Source organism: Delftia sp. WSY_7 (assembly GCF_043104845.1).
GTDB classification, from domain to species: domain Bacteria; phylum Pseudomonadota; class Gammaproteobacteria; order Burkholderiales; family Burkholderiaceae_C; genus Comamonas; species Comamonas tsuruhatensis.
In genome coordinates, this window is sequence record NZ_JBICLB010000013.1 from 71,616 (window position 1) to 89,751 (window position 18,136).

17 protein-coding genes and 1 tRNA gene are annotated in these 18,136 nt (G+C 65.4%); 4 read left to right on the plus strand and 14 right to left on the minus strand.

The window, feature by feature from the left end; genetic code table 11:
* Positions 1-26: 26 nt before the first annotated feature.
* The 8 genes from ACF8ME_RS05825 to ACF8ME_RS05860 all read right to left on the minus strand — a co-directional run bounded on the left by ACF8ME_RS05825 (position 27) and on the right by ACF8ME_RS05860 (position 7,310).
* Complete coding sequence (locus ACF8ME_RS05825) at positions 27-350, minus strand: holin (protein WP_017407505.1); 324 nt, start codon at positions 348-350, stop codon at positions 27-29.
* Positions 340-2,676 (minus strand): hypothetical protein, encoded by a 2,337-nt coding sequence (locus ACF8ME_RS05830; protein ID WP_392415658.1) that lies wholly within the window; start codon positions 2,674-2,676, stop codon positions 340-342. The genes ACF8ME_RS05825 and ACF8ME_RS05830 overlap by 11 nt, the downstream gene beginning before the upstream one ends.
* Positions 2,663-3,031 (minus strand): hypothetical protein, encoded by a 369-nt coding sequence (locus ACF8ME_RS05835; RefSeq protein ID WP_017404271.1) that lies wholly within the window; start codon positions 3,029-3,031, stop codon positions 2,663-2,665. The genes ACF8ME_RS05830 and ACF8ME_RS05835 overlap by 14 nt, the downstream gene beginning before the upstream one ends.
* A gap of 83 nt (positions 3,032-3,114) precedes the next feature.
* Positions 3,115-4,470, minus strand: coding sequence for a PBSX family phage terminase large subunit (locus ACF8ME_RS05840; RefSeq protein WP_026062095.1), 1,356 nt, complete (start codon positions 4,468-4,470; stop codon positions 3,115-3,117).
* Positions 4,467-5,243, minus strand: a complete 777-nt coding sequence (locus ACF8ME_RS05845) for a terminase small subunit (RefSeq protein ID WP_209803161.1) — start codon at positions 5,241-5,243, stop codon at positions 4,467-4,469. The genes ACF8ME_RS05840 and ACF8ME_RS05845 overlap by 4 nt, the downstream gene beginning before the upstream one ends.
* Before the next feature lie 12 nt (positions 5,244-5,255).
* Positions 5,256-5,621 carry a hypothetical protein gene (locus ACF8ME_RS05850; protein ID WP_017404275.1) on the minus strand — a complete coding sequence of 122 codons (366 nt, stop codon included), beginning with the start codon at positions 5,619-5,621 and terminating at the stop codon, positions 5,256-5,258.
* A 261-nt stretch (positions 5,622-5,882) separates the two neighbouring features.
* Positions 5,883-6,410, minus strand: coding sequence for a hypothetical protein (locus tag ACF8ME_RS05855; protein WP_392415660.1), 528 nt, complete (start codon positions 6,408-6,410; stop codon positions 5,883-5,885).
* A gap of 3 nt (positions 6,411-6,413) precedes the next feature.
* A complete protein-coding gene (locus ACF8ME_RS05860) occupies positions 6,414-7,310 on the minus strand; it encodes a DUF1376 domain-containing protein (protein WP_392415662.1) in 897 nt (298 codons plus the stop codon).
* 402 nt (positions 7,311-7,712) lie between these two features.
* Between ACF8ME_RS05860 and ACF8ME_RS05865 the strand changes: the two genes are divergently transcribed.
* From ACF8ME_RS05865 to ACF8ME_RS05875, 3 genes are all read left to right on the plus strand, one after another.
* Positions 7,713-8,432, plus strand: a complete 720-nt coding sequence (locus tag ACF8ME_RS05865) for a helix-turn-helix transcriptional regulator (RefSeq protein WP_209803165.1) — start codon at positions 7,713-7,715, stop codon at positions 8,430-8,432.
* A gap of 243 nt (positions 8,433-8,675) precedes the next feature.
* Positions 8,676-9,002: a hypothetical protein gene (locus tag ACF8ME_RS05870; protein ID WP_392415663.1), complete on the plus strand. Its 327-nt coding sequence runs from the start codon at positions 8,676-8,678 to the stop codon at positions 9,000-9,002.
* Between the two features lie 60 nt (positions 9,003-9,062).
* Positions 9,063-9,368, plus strand: coding sequence for an ogr/Delta-like zinc finger family protein (locus tag ACF8ME_RS05875; RefSeq protein WP_017404279.1), 306 nt, complete (start codon positions 9,063-9,065; stop codon positions 9,366-9,368).
* On the opposite strand, the gene ACF8ME_RS05880 is transcribed toward ACF8ME_RS05875, so the two are convergent.
* The 6 genes from ACF8ME_RS05880 to ACF8ME_RS05905 form a co-directional block, all read right to left on the minus strand.
* Complete coding sequence (locus ACF8ME_RS05880; protein ID WP_392415665.1) at positions 9,362-10,669, minus strand: type II toxin-antitoxin system HipA family toxin; 1,308 nt, start codon at positions 10,667-10,669, stop codon at positions 9,362-9,364. The two genes, ACF8ME_RS05875 and ACF8ME_RS05880, sit on opposite strands and share 7 nt — an antisense overlap.
* Positions 10,669-11,076: a helix-turn-helix domain-containing protein gene (locus ACF8ME_RS05885; protein WP_392415667.1), complete on the minus strand. Its 408-nt coding sequence runs from the start codon at positions 11,074-11,076 to the stop codon at positions 10,669-10,671. Before ACF8ME_RS05885 ends, ACF8ME_RS05880 begins: the two co-directional genes overlap by 1 nt.
* A 119-nt stretch (positions 11,077-11,195) precedes the next feature.
* The gene (locus ACF8ME_RS05890; protein ID WP_046242107.1) at positions 11,196-12,212 is read right to left on the minus strand and encodes a tyrosine-type recombinase/integrase; all 1,017 of its coding nucleotides are present in this window, start codon (positions 12,210-12,212) and stop codon (positions 11,196-11,198) included.
* Between the two features lie 185 nt (positions 12,213-12,397).
* Positions 12,398-12,484: transfer RNA gene (locus ACF8ME_RS05895), tRNA-Leu, on the minus strand.
* A gap of 120 nt (positions 12,485-12,604) precedes the next feature.
* Positions 12,605-15,820: an efflux RND transporter permease subunit gene (locus ACF8ME_RS05900; protein ID WP_392415668.1), complete on the minus strand. Its 3,216-nt coding sequence runs from the start codon at positions 15,818-15,820 to the stop codon at positions 12,605-12,607.
* The gene (locus tag ACF8ME_RS05905; protein ID WP_047218333.1) at positions 15,817-17,040 is read right to left on the minus strand and encodes an efflux RND transporter periplasmic adaptor subunit; all 1,224 of its coding nucleotides are present in this window, start codon (positions 17,038-17,040) and stop codon (positions 15,817-15,819) included. Before ACF8ME_RS05905 ends, ACF8ME_RS05900 begins: the two co-directional genes overlap by 4 nt.
* A 174-nt stretch (positions 17,041-17,214) precedes the next feature.
* On the opposite strand from ACF8ME_RS05905, the gene hpnC reads away from it, so the two are divergent.
* Positions 17,215-18,099 carry a squalene synthase HpnC gene (gene hpnC, locus ACF8ME_RS05910; RefSeq protein ID WP_392414047.1) on the plus strand — a complete coding sequence of 295 codons (885 nt, stop codon included), beginning with the start codon at positions 17,215-17,217 and terminating at the stop codon, positions 18,097-18,099.
* The last annotated feature ends 37 nt before the right edge of the window (positions 18,100-18,136 follow it).

Here is an 18,136-nt window from a genome sequence, read left to right on the forward strand (position 1 = left end):
TAGGTCTGCCACCCTTTGCTTGACCATCATGGAGCCTCCTGCTCACCAGCGGCATCACGTGCTCCGCCGCGGCGCATGAGGCTCATGCGCATTTCGTGCTCCGCCTGGTCACGGGCCTCTTCAGCCAGCTTCAACTGATACTCCTTGCGGCGGTAGTACCAACTGACAGAAAAGCCCGCGATACCCACCAGTACGCCCATGGCGACGCCAGCCTCCGAGGTCAGCAGCCAGCCGAAGCCGCCCAAGCCCAGCCCACCCCAGCCAACCTTGCTGCCCATGGTTGCCGCAGCACCGGCGCTTGTGGCATGAGCTGCGGCCTCCAAGGCCGCCTGTGTGGCGTCATTGCTCATCGATCACTCCTTGTTGTTCAAACTGCGCGAGGCGGCCCGACATGGAATCGAGATGCTCGCAACTGCGAGTCCGGATCTGGGCCACCCGCTCGCGCGAGTCGGCCTCGATGCATGCCACCTGCAAGCGCACATCCTGGTCCGCCCTGATCTGCAGCGTTTTGTTGGCCAGTTCGGTGTTGGCCTTGGCCAGTTGCCGGCGCATGTTGTCCAACTCGACATCCGCATCGCGCCGCACTGCGGCGGCCGCATTAGCCATGCGCAGAGCCAGGGCCTGGTCTCCGCCGCTGGAGCGCATCTGCTCGGCTTCGGCTTCCAGCTTTTCGGCGCGGGCATTGATTTCGCGGACCTTCGCCACCTGCTCGGCAAGAGCCTGGCGCGCCCCTTCCTGCTGCATCTGCAGGGCCTCGGCCTGGGCCTGCATCTGCTGCTGCATCTGCTGTTGCTCCTCGGGAGAAAGGGACCGGGCCGGGTCGCGCTCCCCGGTCAATTTGCGCATCTCGTCCGCGATCTGCTCCCTGTTGGGGAGATCGGAGTAGTCCATGGCGATGGTCAGCAGGCGCAGTGCAGCCTCAGGCGGCATACGCCCGGCCATCTGCGACAGCGCATCGAACATGACCTGGCGCAGCGTGCCCGCATAGTCCTGCTCGGAGACGATGAAGTCGGCCAGGCTGGCCGTAATGTCGTTGAGATAGCGCACGCTGCCGTCCGGCTGCATTTCGGGACGGTTGATGCGCACCCAGTCGAGGCGCCCCTTGTGGCCCGATAGCCGGATGACCTTTTCATCCGTATACCACTGCTCTACCAGGCTCAGTTGCTTCTCGCCCTGCAGTTGCACGGCCAGCCGGTGGTTGTCGAATGGCTGTGTGGTCACTACCGAGCCCTGCAGCTGGCGCGCCTTGATGGCCACCCCAGAGCTGGCATTGGTCTGCCGGCCCAGGTTCTCGCCGCCGATGCCGGCGGACTTCTGTATGGCCTGCGTATCCAGGTTCATCATTTGGATCTGGCCGGAGGCCATCTCACTGTCGCGGTGCACCTCGAACTTTCTGCCTGCGCGGTAGATCACCACCCCATCGGGCTGGTTGATTTCCTCACGCGCCTCATTGATGTCGTCGAAGGCGCCCTTCTCGGCGAATATCTGGTTCGTGGACAACAGGAACAGCGCTTTGCTGGCACGCTTGTTCAGGTCCATCTGCAGGTCACGTACCCGCCGTACCACGCCATAGGGCATGCGGTCACGACCGCGGCGATAGCACCAGATGGGCGTAAGGCTGAAGCTGTTGTGCCGCATGGGCATCGGTCCCAGCGCCAGCAGGTGGCCTTCCGTGAATACCGCAACATGCATGCGCATGACCACACGGTCCACGATGGCACCGCCCACCTGTCCGATGGCCTGCATCAGCGCCTGGTCCCAGGGTTCGACAAACGCCCCCTTGAACGGCCCTTCGGTCACGACGCGGACCGACGCTGGCATGCGAAACTGGCATTCGATCAGCCGCACACGGCGCCGTTGCTCGTTGTCCGCGTCGCTTCGCCCACCTGAGACGCTTGCAGACGGATGCTGGCTGACATGGCCTTGGTAATGGAAGGCGTCCTCGGCCCACTGTTGCGCGCTGTGCTCCTGATCCTGTTGCACCGCACGCTCCAGCACGTCGCGACGGCCCGGGTACATGGTGATGGCGATATCCTCGTCAACCCAGCGCGTACGGAAGATGTAGCGTGCATCGCTCAGGTCGTTCTCCATGGCCATGGAATCCCAGAGCACGTTGCGCCAGTCCTCGTATTTGGAGTAGATGATGTCCTGGGTGGGGTCGTTGCGCACCCCGTCATCAAGCCAGCCCACCCCCACCTTGATGGTGTCTTCGAAAGCCCGACTGCGATTGAAGCCTGTGCGGTTCACATCGGAAACATACTTGAGCACCTTGGTCTTGATGTCGGCCATCTGGACGTCGTCCTCGGTGCGAGGCAGCACACTCCAGTCCACGCGCGCGCGGCGCTCGGTGCCGATCAGCCAGTCGCACATGACGGCCACCTCGTTGAATACCAGAGGTACCTGGCCCCGCTCTTCCAGTCTGGCGGCGTCGGCGGGGTCCCACTGGTCGCCGTCGTAGTAGTCGGCGTCGATGGCCATCTGCAGGCGGTTCTCTGCCTGGATCTCGCGCTCGCGGCAATACCAGCCCAGGAGCTTGCGCAGGGTCTTGCGGGCCTCCGGCTGGTCCAGCGGATGCCGGGGTGTGGTGTCGGCCACCTCAAACGCCTGCGGCTCCTCGTTGAGGACGCGCTCGCCCGCGCCCGCGCTCCGGTTGAAGCGTGATTCAAACAGGGACATACTCTGCCCCCGTATCCGGAACCGTCAGAGCCTGCGCCGCAATCTCCTTTCCATCCAGCGTGACCACCAAGCTGCCAAACTCGCGGCCCTGGTGCTCCCACGGCGGTTCACAGGGCATGGCTACAAGGTCGGGCAGGCCTTCGTGGATGATGGTGGCCACCCTCACCCAATGCGGTCGGCCGGACGGCAAGCCCAGCACCTCACATGCTTTTTTGCACATGCGCGCCAGGTAGGCCGGATCATCGTAGAGATAGGCCGCGCTCTCCATCACCACATACCAGGGCGATTTGGGACGCATGCCAGGAACGAGGACCAGGGCGCGTTCACCGTTGATCCAGGTGTAGATGGCTAACAAGTCGCCATGCCGGCGATGAAGATGGGATTTTCGAAGGTCAATGCATGCAGGCATGCCATGACAATGGCAGGCTTGGTACGGTCTCAGCGGGCCATTCCGCCGCCACGCCGCCGTACGCTCAAGGCGCCCTGCCCCGCATTGTCCATTCGCGGCAAAGCCATGGCCAGATAGCGCCACACGTCGGCGCCGTGGCTGGCGTCGTCATGCAGCGGTGCGCCAGGCTCCAGGGTGCGGGGATCTATCTGGCGACGGTACCGGCTCAGGCAGTCCAGCAACTGGGCACATCTGCCGGCATCGACGTAGGCCTGGGAAAAGATGCCACGCGCCAGCCGTATGCCCGCCTCCAGTCCGTAGCGTTCCAGTACCTCGACCTCCCGGCCCATGTCCTGCAGGATCTGTTGCGTGGTCTGTCCAGTCTTGAAATCACCATGCGCGCCGTCGTGGGGCAGGAAGTCCGTACCCCACAGGTAGGGCAATTTCTCCATCTCCTGCACATACCACTCCAGTGTCTTCTGATGGCCCTGCATGAAGTGGATGATCCGGAAATCTACGGCCGTGCGCTGCACGAAGGCAATGGCCATGTCATCGGCCCATCCAAGGTCCCATACAGTGTGTACGGGCAGCCTGGGATTACAAGGCACGCAACATACACGCTCGTCGTTGTAGAGGCGCTCAACTTCGCTGGCGTAGATGGCACCGGCCAGGCTGCGCCTGGGCCGCCCCTCCCAGATGTTCCAGTAGCTGTCGGGATCGCGTTTCAAGTGGCGGACACGCTCCTTGTCCAGCACCTCGGGGAACCAGGGGTTGTCGCGCCAGTTGATTTCGCACAGCCAGGTATCGCCGTCCGAATGCGTGATGAAGCGGTCATAGGTGGGGTCGCTGGCCAGGCCGGGGTTGAGCGTCAACCAGATCTCGGAGCCTGGTCTGCGGATGGTGGGCACCAGCACCTCCCAGCTGCGCGCGCTGACGCCCTGCGCTTCCTCCACCCAGACGATGTCGATAGCCTCGAACGACTTGATGGAATTCACCGTATGGGCCTGCAACCCGGCGAACAGGATCAGCGTCCCGTTGGCTCCACGGATTTCCGTGCCCAGTACTTCGTAGAACGCCCCCAGCCCCAACGCCTCGATCTGGTCCTGCAGCAGGCGATGCACGGAGTCGCGCATGGATTTTTGCACTTCGCGCGCACACAGAATGCGCAACGGACGGCTGCTGCCCAACACCAGCAAAGCCATGGCCACGGACCAGGACTTGGCCCCCCCGCGGCCACCGTACATGACCTTGAATCGCCTCGGCTCGAAAAGCAGCTTCAGTTTGGCCGGAAGCTCGACGCTCACGCCAGAGCGCTCGACCTCGTAGTCATGGGCGAAATCTGAAGGTGTCTCGGGCACCAGGCAGCTCTGGCTCCGTGGAGGCGTTTCCATCGGCAAGGGATTCATTCGCCCTCCTGCCGTGGATCATCATCGTGCCTGGACGGTTCAATGAAGCGCACTTCAAAACGCCCCACGCCCACGTTGCTGCGGATGCCGTCCCGCTGGTACAGACCGTGGTAGCGCATCAGCTTCTCGATCACATCCAACTGGTTGCGGATGCTGATTTCCGTGCCGTACTTGCCTTCTTTCGCACCACCGAAAAGCGCCAGCGCCCCCCGGCCAAGGCCACGCGTGTCCTTGACGACCGTGCGCGGCAAGCCGGCGCCGAAGCACTCCGGACATTGCGCCATGGCAGGCCGATGGGCCTCATACCCCACACCACCGAGTTCGGGGAAGTCCTCGGGGTGCTTGCCGGCATCGATCCACTTTTCACGCTTGGCGTTGTACTCGGCGTGTGTGTACTGGTATTCATGGTCCGTTCCGTAGCAATGCCGGCAGCACGATACGTGAACCTCGACCAGATCGCGCGGATCGGCCATCAGCATTTCATGGAGGCGGCGCACCACCTCCTCCGCACGGACTTCGGCATGCTCCACGACACGCTGGCTGCATTCCCTGACATAGTCCTGCACCCGCGGATCCTTGAGCAGCCTGGCACCCTGGGATGCCGCGCTGGATGAGCTGTAGCCTGCCGCGACAGCCGCCCGCGTGGCGTTGAAGCCCGACGCTACGTATTCCCGCGCGAAGCAACGATGCCTTTCCTGAGTGCTGGCATGCTGCCGGGAGGAAGACTTAGTTCCTTCACCGGAACAGACGGTGCTGGAGATTTTCGTTTTCATGCTCGCAACCTGTCAGACTTGGGACGCGCCATCAGTACACCCTTGGCAATTCGCCGACTCCTGGCCGCAGCCGCACAGCAGGCGGTAGCGCATGACCGGCTTGCGGCCGGGCAACTCCGTGAGCCGGCCTTGCACCATTCCGCGGCCCAACAGATACTGAAGCGCCCAATCGACCTCACCTTTCGAGCGTCCCAACTCCAGTACCAGTTCACAATGGAAAAACCAGCGTTCCGGCAGCCGCTGCAGATAGCGCAGCAATGCATCGGTGCCGCTGCCGGGGCGCACGACTCCGGCGGGGCGGGGGTTGTGGTGCCTGCTCCTGTTCTCCTGTCGGCCTTGCAGTTGTCCGGCCAGCCAGTTCATCGCTTCGTGTCCCATGTCGTCAGACCTTTGCTGCAAAGGCTGGGGCCGGGCCAGCAGGGGCCAGGCACGGCGCGCGGTACGAAAGGGGCTGCAGTACGATGCCGGATTGCCGGCATTGCAGCTCGTCATGGTGGAAAAGCATGGTGTTCAAGGTTTCTGGCCTTTCGGTGGACGGTTGAAGTTGCAGGCAAGAGCCGGATGAGGCGAAGTCAGGCAGTTGCACAGCGACGCATGGGTGAGCACTGGCAGAGGGCTGACCCCACAGGGCTGGTGCGGTCATCGCGGCGCCCCTTCCATATGCAGGGCCTGCATGGCATTGCGCAGTACCGTACGGGTGATGGTCCGATCCCCGGCCCGGGCCCGGGCCAGGATGCGGCGCGCCCAGTCCTTGCCATCACCCACGGGGACTAGTTGCACGCTGACAGGCGACGCAGCGGGCGCTGGCAGGCACGACCATCCTTGCAACTGGGCATGCGTGCGGCGCGGCGTGGCCGCACGACATAGCGCCTCGAATTGAGGCAGGTGCGGCGGGAAATCCGGATGGGTCGCAGGCAGCCGGGCAACGGCGGTCTCGATCACCCCCGGGTCGTATTTGGCAAGGGCCGCGCTCCAGACCCGCATGGCCGTGCGTACCCCCAGATCACGGCCTCCGCTATCCAGAACGCCCGTCGCGAACTTGCTCAGGAACAGCGAGCCATAGGACCCCTGCATGACCAGGAACAGGTTTTTCACCGCAGCGCCCGTGGCCTGCTGATGGGGCTCGCCCTCCATCGCCGCCCGGTATAGCGTAGAAATGCTCTGCACGGCCTACGCCTCCATGATGGCCGCGTAGGCCGCGCCATGTCGGGCCGATGGCGCCGAGCCACGTACCGCAGCTCTGGCCCGTGGCGGCAGTGCAGCAGCAAGCCACTCCAATGGCTGCAGCGGCCTGGCCTGGGCGCAGGCACGCAGCCGTTCAACCAAGGCCTGGTCGCCATGGGCTTTGCGCAATCCGCCCAGGAAAGAGCGCGCCTGCCGCTCCGGCGTACCCGCATTGACCAGCAGGGACAGACCGTAGCCGAAGATGATCTCGCCGCAACTGCCCTCCTCGCCGGCCGGACGGCCCGGACCGCCAGGTACGGAAAGAACATCAAGGTATCTCTGTCCCTGTCCCTTTCCCTCTCCCTTGGAGGTTCCGTCCGTGCGGACAGCCGTCCGATGTCTTCGGGACAACGAGGGGCTGTCCCCAGGGACATCGCACTCCTGCACGTCGGGGCAGGCGCCGCCGTCGCCGGCCATGGGCAATGCCTGTCCCGTCGGTCGGCCACTGTGGATCCACTCGTCATAGGAAGGGCGACGCACGTCCGTTCCGTGCCTGTCGTTGTGTTTCTTGATACGTCCACATTCCGTGCGCCACCGCTGCAATAGCTTGGAAGCCCAGGCATCTCGCGCCTTTTCCGCCACCACAGGATGGTGGTAGCGTCCATCACTGCATAGCACCCAGCCATGCATAGCGCCCTCACGCACCCGTTTCCACCTGGGATCGATGCGGCCACGCAGCGCGTAGCCAGCCTGCTTTGCAATCCATGCGTCGTTATCCGGCATGGAACCTGCAGGCACCTGGTGCCAGGCCGCCGACCACAGCAGCACTGCGGCCCAGCAGGCATCCGGGGTTTTATTTGCGGCCAGGTCCGAATCACGCAGACGAGCCACATCCAAAGGCATGAATGGAAAGTCGGACAGGTCGCAATCTGGAGGGACCATGGGCTCTGGCCGGGCTGCGAAGCAAGGCTTTGTCATACCGGCCTCCCGGCGCGCATTGATCGCACCTCGTGCTGGAAACGCGCCCTGTCCGTCAAGGGCAGCGCATCCAGGGAAAACCGGCCTGCCCCCATGGCAACCATCGCATCGGCCAGGCCCAGCTCCACTCTTGCGCCCCCATAGATCAGCTTGCTCAGAAGGCCTGGAGTCGTACCGCACCGCGCTGCAAACTCAGCGCGCCCGTAGCGATCCAACCCCCTGAAAAACAGTTTGAAAGAGTTCATGAAGAAATAGTACCTCAAGAACCACAAAAAAGATACCTTAAGGTATCTTGTACCCACAGGTATTCAGGCGGAAAATTTCCCCATGGACCACCAAACACGCCTGCAGCAACTTCTCACGATCGTCTGCACCGAGTTCACCCACGGCAACCGGGCCGCAATGGCGCGCGCCATCGGGAAAGACGCAAGCTACGTCAACCGCCTCTTCTACCCACAGGACAAGAAGGGCGCCAAAGGCATAGGACAGGAATTGATGGAAGCCACTCGCATCGCGTTCGATTTGCCAAGAGGCTTCTGGGAAATGACACCAGCCGAGGCCTCCGCCGCCCTCAAAACCACCCCCATCCTGGTAGAAAATGCTGAAAAGAAACTCACGCGGGACGAAATAGTGATCCGACAGTACTCCACTGGTGGCGCCATGGGCGGCGGACTGGTCCTTCGAGATCAGCCTGGCGTCATCAAGAGCTGGAGCGTCAATAGCGAGTGGGCCCAGAAAAACCTGCCCTATGTGACCTCCTATGACAATCTGGCCATCGTGACGGGGTTCGGAGACTCCATGCTCGGAATGTTCAATCCCGGCGACCCACTCCTGGTGGACACCGGCGTTAGGGAATGCGAGTTCGACGGCGTCTATTTCTTCTCGGTGGATGGAGAGGGCTTCATCAAGCGCCTCCAGCGAATTCCAGGGGAAGGCATCCTCGTGATCAGTGAAAACAAGAAATACCGTGAGTGGTACATCAAGCCTGGCATGAACCTTCAAATCCTGGCCAAGGTGCTACGAGCCTGGGAGAGCAAAGCCTACTGACACGACCCCATCTTCAAGCAACAAGCCACCTGCGGGTGGCTTTTTTCATGACCTCACAATACCCATAGATACCCCAAGGTCAATACCCTGACAGTTGTCACAAAAATTACCTCAAGGTATATTTCATACACACAAAGCCGCAAACGAACACTACCCAGATTCACCTCGGACCTACAGCCCATCCTGTTTTCAACTTCCCGCCTGCGTATGCCTGCCCGACCCGCCCACTGATCACGGAGGTTCATGAAAGCCCAAACCATCACAGCCTGCTGGGCCAATCTGGCCCAGGCCCGCCATGCCACACGCGAGGGGTACGAACAGGAGCTGGACGACGCCCTGGATGCCTACCAACGGGAAAACTACGGCCCACCCTGGGCGCCCGAATTCATACAAGAAGCCCTGCGTGACCTGCCCTACGCCGTAGCCCGACAGATTGCCGCAGCAGGCGAAACACAAACATCCGGGAGCCTTGCAAGCATGGGCGCAGCCCTGGACTCCTGGATAGGAGGCTACGCCCGCCTATGCGCAACCCGGCAGTTCCACCCGTTGGGATACGGCACCAGCCCCTGAGTCCGCGCCTCCAAGTGATCTGCCTCGTACCGCCAATCGACCTCGAAAGGACCATGCACCATGCGAATGATGTGCCCCCACTGCAATGAACACGCCTACACGCGCACCAGCCTGCAATTGACGAACACCAGCCGGGAAACTATTTTCCAGTGCCGCAACTTTGAATGCGGTCACGTGTTTTCCGCAGTGACCGAGATCAACCGCACCATATCCCCCAGCGCCATACCCAACCCTGGCGTGGTGCTGCCGATGAGCACACATATCAAGCGACGCGAAGTGGCCCGCCAGATGGCGGCCATGCCGCTATCGGAGTTCAATGCGCAGCAGCACCGATGCACGGATGCCGCAGCACAGGCCGCTCAGTGATCGCTGCCCGCAAGAAAGCGCCGTGCCTGGGCGCGCGCCCCGTCGAAGATCTGCCGGGCCATAGGCTGCGGCACGCTGGCCGGCAGGCGCGGCTGCAGCCGGGCTATGGCACCGTCCAGCGCCTCGACCATCTCCACCATGCTTTCCCACAGGCCTGCGATGCGCGTGGTCTCCGCCAGGGCCTTCCAGTGGCGGCGCTGGATCTCGGCCAGGCGGTAGTGGCGGCTGCGCCCCGGCAGGGCCATGGCCATCCTGGCGCGCTGGCGGGCAATCTTGCCGTGGCCATGGCCGATGATGGGCCAGGCCGACAGCACGTCGTACAGCGGCGTCATCTCATAGCCGCCGCCCGGCTGCAGAAACACAGAGAAATTCTTGGCATGCCCGTCCGTGGCCGCCAGCAGCCAGAACGCCAGCTGGGCCATCACGAAGCGGGCGCAATCCTGGGCAGGCTCGCTGCCATGCTGCAGCACCTGCAGGCACTGCAGCATGCCGGGCCCGCCGTGGGTCTCGTACTTGTTTGCGCTGGCAACGCCGCGCACCTGGCAGAAATCTTCCTGGGGCAGACGCGCAATCCAGCCCTGGGCCGTCCAGGCGCGGTCAAAGCGCTCCACGCACAGCACCTGCTGCCCGCCAAAGGTCTCGATGCTGCTGTCGGCCACGGCAAAGCCCAGCTCGGCCAGCAGGCGGGCGCACAGCCACTCATTGGCCACTGACTCGCTCAGGTCGTAGTGCCAGTGCGGCACCACGCCGATGGCCGGCTTCAGGATATGCGTGGTCGGCGTCGCACCCAGCGGGCGGCACCACTGGCCGCCATGGCGCAGCACCGCCGTCTTCTCCTGCGCACCGGCGATGGACAGCCGGAACTCCTGGTCCACCTCCAGCGCGCCAAACCCGCCACCCAGGCTGGCCAGGTGCTCGGCAATCTGCGCCTCGCTCAGCGGCTCGAAGCGCACCTGGTCAAAACCGTCGGGCACGGCCCCCTCGGGCAGCAGCTGCACGGCCCCCACGCAATCGCGGCCAATGGCTTCCAGCAGCGAAAACGCATCGATCCCGCGCAGCCCGAAGCGCTGGTGAATGCGCCGGCGAATGCCCTCGCCGTCCGGCAGCAGGTTGTCGAAATAGTGGGCCACCACCTCGCCCGCCACCGTCAGGTCGCGCGTGAAGGGCATGGACAGCGACAGCGGCCGCGCATGCGCGCTCTGCGGCCAGGCCGGGTCATAGGCGAACACATGGCGGCCCGTGCGCGTGACCTCCCAGGTGCCCACCCGCTCCCCATTCATCCAGACGCCCAGCGCCGCCATCACCAGGAACCTTTCGGCTTGCGGTCCTGCCAGTGCGGCGGCAGCGCCTGCGGCTTGAAGGCCACGGGGCGGTCGGCGGGCTTGCGGGGCACGTTGTCACCCGCGTACGGTTGTGTAGCTGGCTCGGCAACCTTCAACGCAGCAGGCACAGGCACAGGCGCAGATGCAGGTGCAGAAGAAGCCACCGCATCCGCCCTGGGCCGCATGAGCAGATCGGCATCCAGCAGCTGCAGGATCTCCATCAGCTGGCGCACGCTGATGGCGGCCGGGTCACGCTCTATCGCCGCCACACGCGACTGGGACACGCCCAGCCGCTGTGCCAGTTGGGCCTGGCTCACGCCAGCGGCCTTGCGCAGCGACTTCAGGTGCAGCGCAAGCTGATCGGGCAGTTGCAACAGGTGGTCCATGGTGTTCTCCTGGCCAGGGCATTCAAAATATCATCTCAAGATGATGAATTGAAATTATCACTCTAGAATAATATTGTCAACATATCATATTAGAGTGATATTCCTGGCAGCCATCCTGCCTACAACCGTGCCGCGATGTCCTCGGCCGTCTCCCGGTAATAGGTATTGAACAGCTCGTTGATATCCACGTGGCCGCTGATGCGGGCCAGCGTCATCACATCCACGCGCTTGCTCAGCCAGGTCAGCGCCGTGGCTCGCAGGTCATGAAAGCGCAGGCCCTCCACCATCACCCGGTCGCGCAGCTTGCGGTAGAGCGTGTCGCGGCTGGCGTCGCTGATGGTCCAGTAGGCGTCGCGCCCGGCGGCTTCAGCGGCGGCGTCCAGCACGCGCAGCAGGCGCACGGCACGGCGCGTCAGCGGCACATGGCGCTCGCCCACCTTGGCCTCGGTCTTGTGGTGCGGCAGGTGGTAGACCCGGCGCTTGAGATCCACATTGCTGCGGCCCATGCGCAGGATCTCGCCGCTGCGCATGGCCGTGTGCAGGGCCACCAGCATGGTCCAGGCCGTCTGCTCCATGGCGGTGACAGGCGCCAGGCGCGGCGAGACATTGGCCGAGCGCAGCATGCGCCGCACCTCGCTCCACTGCCCCGTGCGCCGGCGCGCATGGGACTTGGCCGGCAGCTTGATCTCGGGCCAGGGGCTCTTGCCCACCCATTTCCACTGCTTGACCGCCAGCGTCCAGATCGGACGGAATTGCTGCGCCTCGCGCAGCACGCTGGCGCCGGAGACCTGCTGCAGCCGCGCATCGCGCCAGCGCGCCAGGTCGTCGCCCGTGATCTCGTGGAACACCTTGGCCGCCAGCTCGGGAAACTCGCGCAGCCAGGCATCAAAGCGCAAATGGTCGGCCCGCGCCGTGCTGGCCGTCTTTTTGTCGGTGACCTCGCGCCGATAGCGCTCCACCGCCTCGGCCAGCGTGCGCCGCGGAAACTCCCCGCGCGCCCCGGCCAGAATGGCCGCTTCCTCGGCCACGGCCCAGCCCTGCGCCTCGGCCTTGGTCGCCCGCGTGGCGGTGCGCCGGATGCCCGCACGCTCCACCTCGGCCCGCCAGCCGTTCTTCACCTTCCGGAAATACGCCATCCCACCTCCTGCAGCCCGCGCGGGATCACAAGCGGGATCTGCGCGGGATTGTGATGTGATTTTGCGCTGTTTTGTGCCGGTTTCAACCTGTTCCGTTTTGCCCCCAGAACCCAGAAAAAAAGCCCGCCTCCTCTACAGGAAGCGGGCTTGAGCAGTGTTCGCCGCAGTTGAGCGGCGTTGGTGCGTGGTGCGCGGGGGGGGACTCGAACCCCCACACCATTGCTGGCGTCAGGACCTAAACCTGGTGCGTCTACCAATTTCGCCACCCGCGCTGGTTCTTGGGGGAGCCGCCTGCGCGGCGGCTCCTAGGTCAGGGCGCAGATTCTAGCCGCAATTGCGGGGTGCATTGCCATACCCCGGATTTGAGCGGCGGCCTCTGCGTTTTCGCCGCATCAATGCGTGGGCTCGCGGCGCACGCGGAACACGGCGGCGTACATGGCCGGCAGCGCCAGCAGTGTCAGCACCGTGGCCACGATCAGCCCGCCCATGATGGCCACGGCCATGGGGCCCCAGAACACGCTGCGCGACAGCGGGATCATGGCCAGCACGGCGGCGGCAGCCGTCAGCACGATGGGGCGCAAGCGGCGCACGGCGGCCTCGATGATGGCGTCCCAGGCCGGCACGCCGCGCGCACGGTCGGTCTCGATCTGGTCGATCAGGATCACCGAATTGCGCTGGATCATTCCCATCAGCGCCACCACGCCCAGCAGCGCCACGAAGCCGAAGGGCCGGCCCAGCAGCAGCAGCGCCGCCGCCACGCCGGGAATGCCCAGCGGCCCGGTGATGAACACCAGCAGTGAACGGCTGACACTGCGCAGTTGCAGCATGAGCAGCGTGAAGGTGAGGAACAGCATCACCGGCACGCCGGCAACGATGGCATCCGAGCCCTTGGAGCTTTCCTCCACGGCGCCAGCCACATCGATGCGGTAGGCCGTGTCGCCCGCAGCGTGCCAGCGCGCCTCGATCTCGCGCAGGCCCGGCAGCAGCGCATGGGTCAGCGTCGCGCCCTGCAGACCCTCGCGCACATCGCCCTGCACCGTGATGGCGAACATGCGCTTTTCTCGCCACATCACGCCGGGCTCCCAGACCATCACGGGCTTGGCGATCTGCGTGAGCGGGATCGACTTGCCCGATGCCGTGGGCAGGTAGGCGTTGGCGATGTCGGTGATGGCGTCTCGCTCCGAATACGGCGTGCGCAGCACGATGTCGATGAGCTTGTCACCCTCGCGGAACTGGCCCACGGTGGAGCCGCTGAGCATGACGCGGGCCGCCTGTGCGATGGCCTGGCTGCTCACGCCCAGGGCGCGCGCCTTGTCCTGGTCCACCTCCAGGCGCACGGCCTTGACGGACTCGTTCCAGTTGTCGTTGACGCCGCGCATGTCGGCGTTGGCGATCATGACCTGCTTGACCTCGTCGGCATAGGCACGCAGCTTTTGCGGATCGGTGCCGGACACGCGGAACTGCACCGGATAGGGCACGGGAGGCCCGTTGGGCAGCAGCTTGACGCGGCCGCGCACCTCGGGGAACTCCTGGGCCAGCAGCGCCGGCAGCGATTTGCGCAGGCGCTCGCGCGTGGGCAGGTCCTGGGCGACCAGGATGAACTGCGAGACGTTGTTCTGCGGGAACACCTGGTCCAGCGGCAGGTAGAAACGCGGCACGCCCGAGCCTACCCACTCGCTGACCGTGCGCACGCCGTCCAGCTTCATGAAGCGCTCTTCCACGCGGCGCGTGACGGCCTCGTTGGCGGCCAGCGACGTGCCTTCGGGGAACCAGATGTCCACCAGCACCTCTGGCCGGCTGGAATCCGGGAAGAACTGCTGCTGCACGCGCGACATGCCCACCAGGCCCAGCGCGAAGACCAGCACCGTGATGGCGATGGTCAGCCAGCGGTGCGTCACGCACCAGTTCACGGCGCGCCGGAAGCGGTTGTAGAACGGGCTGTCGAAGACTTCATGCTCGGCCGAGGACGCATTGAGGTTGGTCTCCTCGATGGGCACCTCGCCCGAGGCCACCTCGGGCGGCAGCGTGGCCGCGTGCGGCGGGCGCTTGAGCAGCAACATGCCCAGGTAGGGCACGAAGTACACCGAGGCGAACCAGCTGAGCACCAGCGCAATCACCGTCACCGCGAAGATGGCGAAGGTGTACTCGCCCGTCATGGACTTGGCCATGCCGATGGGCAGGAAGCCCGCCGCCGTGATCAGCGTGCCGGTCAGCATGGGCTTGGCCGTGATCTCGTAGGCAAAGGTGGCGGCGCGGTACTTCTCGTAGCCCTCCTCCATCTTCCGCACCATCATCTCGACGGCAATGATGGCGTCGTCCACCAGCAGGCCCAGCGCGATGATCAGCGAGCCCAGCGACACCTTGTGCAGGCCGATGTTCCAGTACCACATGGCCAGGAAGGTCGCGGCCAGCACCAGCGGAATGGTGATGGCCACCACCAGGCCCGGGCGCGGGTCGATGTACCAGCGCTTCCACAGCGGCTGGTGGCCCTCGCGCTTGTGCAGGCCCAGGCTGATGAAGCTCACGGCCAGCACCACCACCACGGCCTCGATCAGCACCTGCAGGAACTCGTTGACCGAGTCGGCCACGGCCTTGGGCTGGTCCTGCATGTTGGCCAGCTCCACGCCGGCCGGCAGCGTGCGCGCGATGTCGCCCACGGCGCCGCGCAGGGACTTGCCCAGGCGGATGATGTCGCCGCCCTTGGTCATGGACACGCCCAGCGCAATCGTCTCGCGCCCCTGGTGGCGGACCTTCACATTGGCCGGATCGGCATAGCCGCGGCGGATCTCGGCGATATCGCCCAGGCGCAGCTGCGCGCCCGATGCGCCGCGAATGGGCATGGCGCGCAGCTCATCCACCGCCAGGAACTGGCCGGCCACGCGCACCTGCACGTCCTCGCGCGGCGTCTGCAGCACGCCTGCGCCCTCGATGGCGTTTTGCTGGCCCAGCTGGCCGAGCACCTGGTTCATGTCCAGGCCCAGCTGCGACAGGCGGCGCTGCGACAGCTCGATGTAGACCTTCTCGTCCTGCACGCCGAACAGCTCGACCTTGGCCACATCGGGCACGCGCAGCAGCTGCTGGCGCACGTCGTCGGCCATGGTCTTGAGCTCGGCGTAGCTGAAGCCGTCGGCCTGCAGGGCGTAGATCACGCCATAGACATCGCCGAACTCGTCATTGAAGAACGGCCCCTGCACGCCCTGCGGCAGGGTGTAGCGCATGTCGCCGATCTTCTTGCGCACCGTATACCACAGCTGCTGGACATCGCCGGGGCGCGAATTGTCCTTGAGCTGGAAGATGATCAGCGACTCGCCGGGCTTGGAGTAGCTGCTGATCTTGTCGGCGTAGGGCACCTCCTGCAGCGTACGCTCGATCTTGTCGGTGACCTGCTCGGCCATCTGCTGCGCCGTGGCGCCCGGCCAGTTGGTGCGCACCACCATGGCGCGGAAGGTGAAGGGCGGGTCTTCGTCCTGCCCCAGCTGGAAGTACGAGGCAAAGCCCAGCAGCAGCAGCACGACCATGAAATAGCGCGTCAGCGCCACATGGTCCAGCGCCCAGCGCGAAAGATTGAAGTGCCCGCCCTGCGGCGCCTTGTGCTTGGGCCCGCTCATTGGGCCGCTCCGCTGGACGCAGCACCTGCGGAAGCTGCGGCACCTGCGGCGGCAGGCGCCTGTGCCGGCTGCTGCGTCTTGTCATACCGGTCCTGATAGACCGTGACCTTCTGCCCGGGCGTGAGCACATGCACGCCGGCGGCCACCACCTGCATGCCGGGCGTCAGGCCGGCGGCAATCACGGCCTCGTTGCCATCGGCCGTGGCCAGTTGCACGGGCTGCAGCTTCACCGTGCTGCTGGCGGCATCGAACACCCACACGGCCGTGCCCTGGCCGCCGCCGCCTTCCTGGCGCAGCGCCGTGGTCGGCAGCTTGATCACGGGCTGGCCCGTGGGGCCCATGCCCTCGGGCAGCGCATGGACCGTCGCGCCCAGCGGCGGCACGGCGGCCGCATCCGACGCGGGCAGTGCCACCTTCACCTGGTAGGTGCGCGTGACCGGATCGGCACTGGCCGCCACCTCGCGCACCTGGCCCTGCAGCGGCTGCATGCCGGCCGACCACGGGCGCACATTCACTTTCTGGCCCACGCGGATGGCGCCGCGCTTGTCTTCGGGCACCACGAACACCACGTCGCGCGGGCCGTCCTGGGCAATGCGCACCACGGGCGAGCCGGCCGACACTACCTGGCCGGGCTCGGCGTCTATGCCGGTCACCACGCCGGGCACATCGGCCAGCAGTTGCGCATAGGCCTCCTGGTTGCTCTGCGATGCCAGTTGCGCCTTGGCCTGGTCCAGCGTCGCCTGGGCGGACTTGAGCGTGGCCTCGCGCCGCTCCAGCTCCGCACCGCTGATGAAGTTCTGCGCCTTCAGCTGCGAGTAACGCCTCACATCGGCGGCGGCAAGATCGCGCTGCGTGGTCGCGGCCGCCACCTGGGCGCGCGCGGCGTCAGCTCCCAGCCGGTAGTCGCTGGCATCGAGCCGCGCCAGCAACTGACCTGCCTGCACGTGCTGGCCCAGCTCCACCTCGCGGCGAACGAGCTTGCCGGCCACGCGAAAGCCCAGGCGCGACTCTATGCGCGCGCGCACCTCGCCCGCGTATTCCAGTTGCGTGTCCAGCGCGCCCACGCCTACGGTGAGCAGCTTGACGGCGCGCACCGGCTCGGGCGGCGGCTCGGCCTTGGAGCAGGCGCCCAGCGCCAGCGCGGCGGCCAGGCACAGAGGGGCAAGAAGAAGATGGCGCGGCAAAGCGGGCGCGGCAGGGTTCGATGGCAAGTCGGGCATGTGGATCCGGGAGGGCTGGTGCGAAAAGCGGCTGCGGGCTGCAAGATCCGGGCAACATGCCGCGGCAGCTGGCTGGCGCCGTTTACTGACTGACGGGTTAGTAATTTAGGAGAAGCCCTTGAGCCCGTCAAGTGAAATGCATGGCCTTGCGCGCAGCATCGACAATCGGCCACCGTGAAGTCCACCGCTCCCACCCTGCCCGCCTCCCCCGCCCCGGTCACGCACTACGAGAACTTTCCCGTGGCGTCCTGGCTGTGCCCGCCCCGCTTGCGCCCGCCGATTGCCGCGCTCTACCACTTCGCACGCACTGCAGACGATCTGGCCGATGAGGGCGACGCCACGCCGCCCGAGCGCCTGGCCGCGCTGGCCGCCTACCGTGCCGACCTGATGGCGCTGGGCACCGAAGGCGAGGCCTCCATGCTCGCCTGCACGGCCTGGCCTCTTGTCTTTGCAGGGCTGGCACCGCAAGTACGCGCCCACCAGCTGCCGCTGGCGCTGATGGACGATCTGCTCAGCGCCTTCGCGCAGGACGTGCGCAAGACCGAATCCGGCACCACCTACGCCGACCGCGCGGAGCTGCTCGAGTACTGCCGCCGCTCGGCCAATCCCGTGGGCCGGCTGCTGCTGCATCTGTACGGCGTGGACGATGCCGAATCGCTGGCCCGCAGCGACGCCATCTGCACCGCCCTGCAGCTGATCAATTTCTGGCAGGACTTCAGCGTGGACCTGCCACGCCAGCGCCACTACCTGACCGATGCCGACTGCGCCGCCCATGGCGTGCGGCGTGAAGACCTGCGCGCCGAGCCCGCTGCACTGACCCCTGCCGTGCGCGCGCTGTTGGCCGACCAATCGGCCTGGGCGCGTGCACTGATGCAGTCCGGCGCACCGCTGGTGCACCGCCTGCCGGGCCGCATCGGCTGGGAGCTGCGCCTGGTCGTGCAGGGCGGGCTGCGCATCCTGGACAAGGTCGATGCGCTGCAGGGCGCCAGCCTCTACCGCCGCCCCACCGTCGGCAAGGCCGATGCGCCGCTGCTGCTGTGGCGCGCCCTGCGCATGTGATGGCGGGCCGGCCGTTGCGACACCCAGGCTTTGGCCC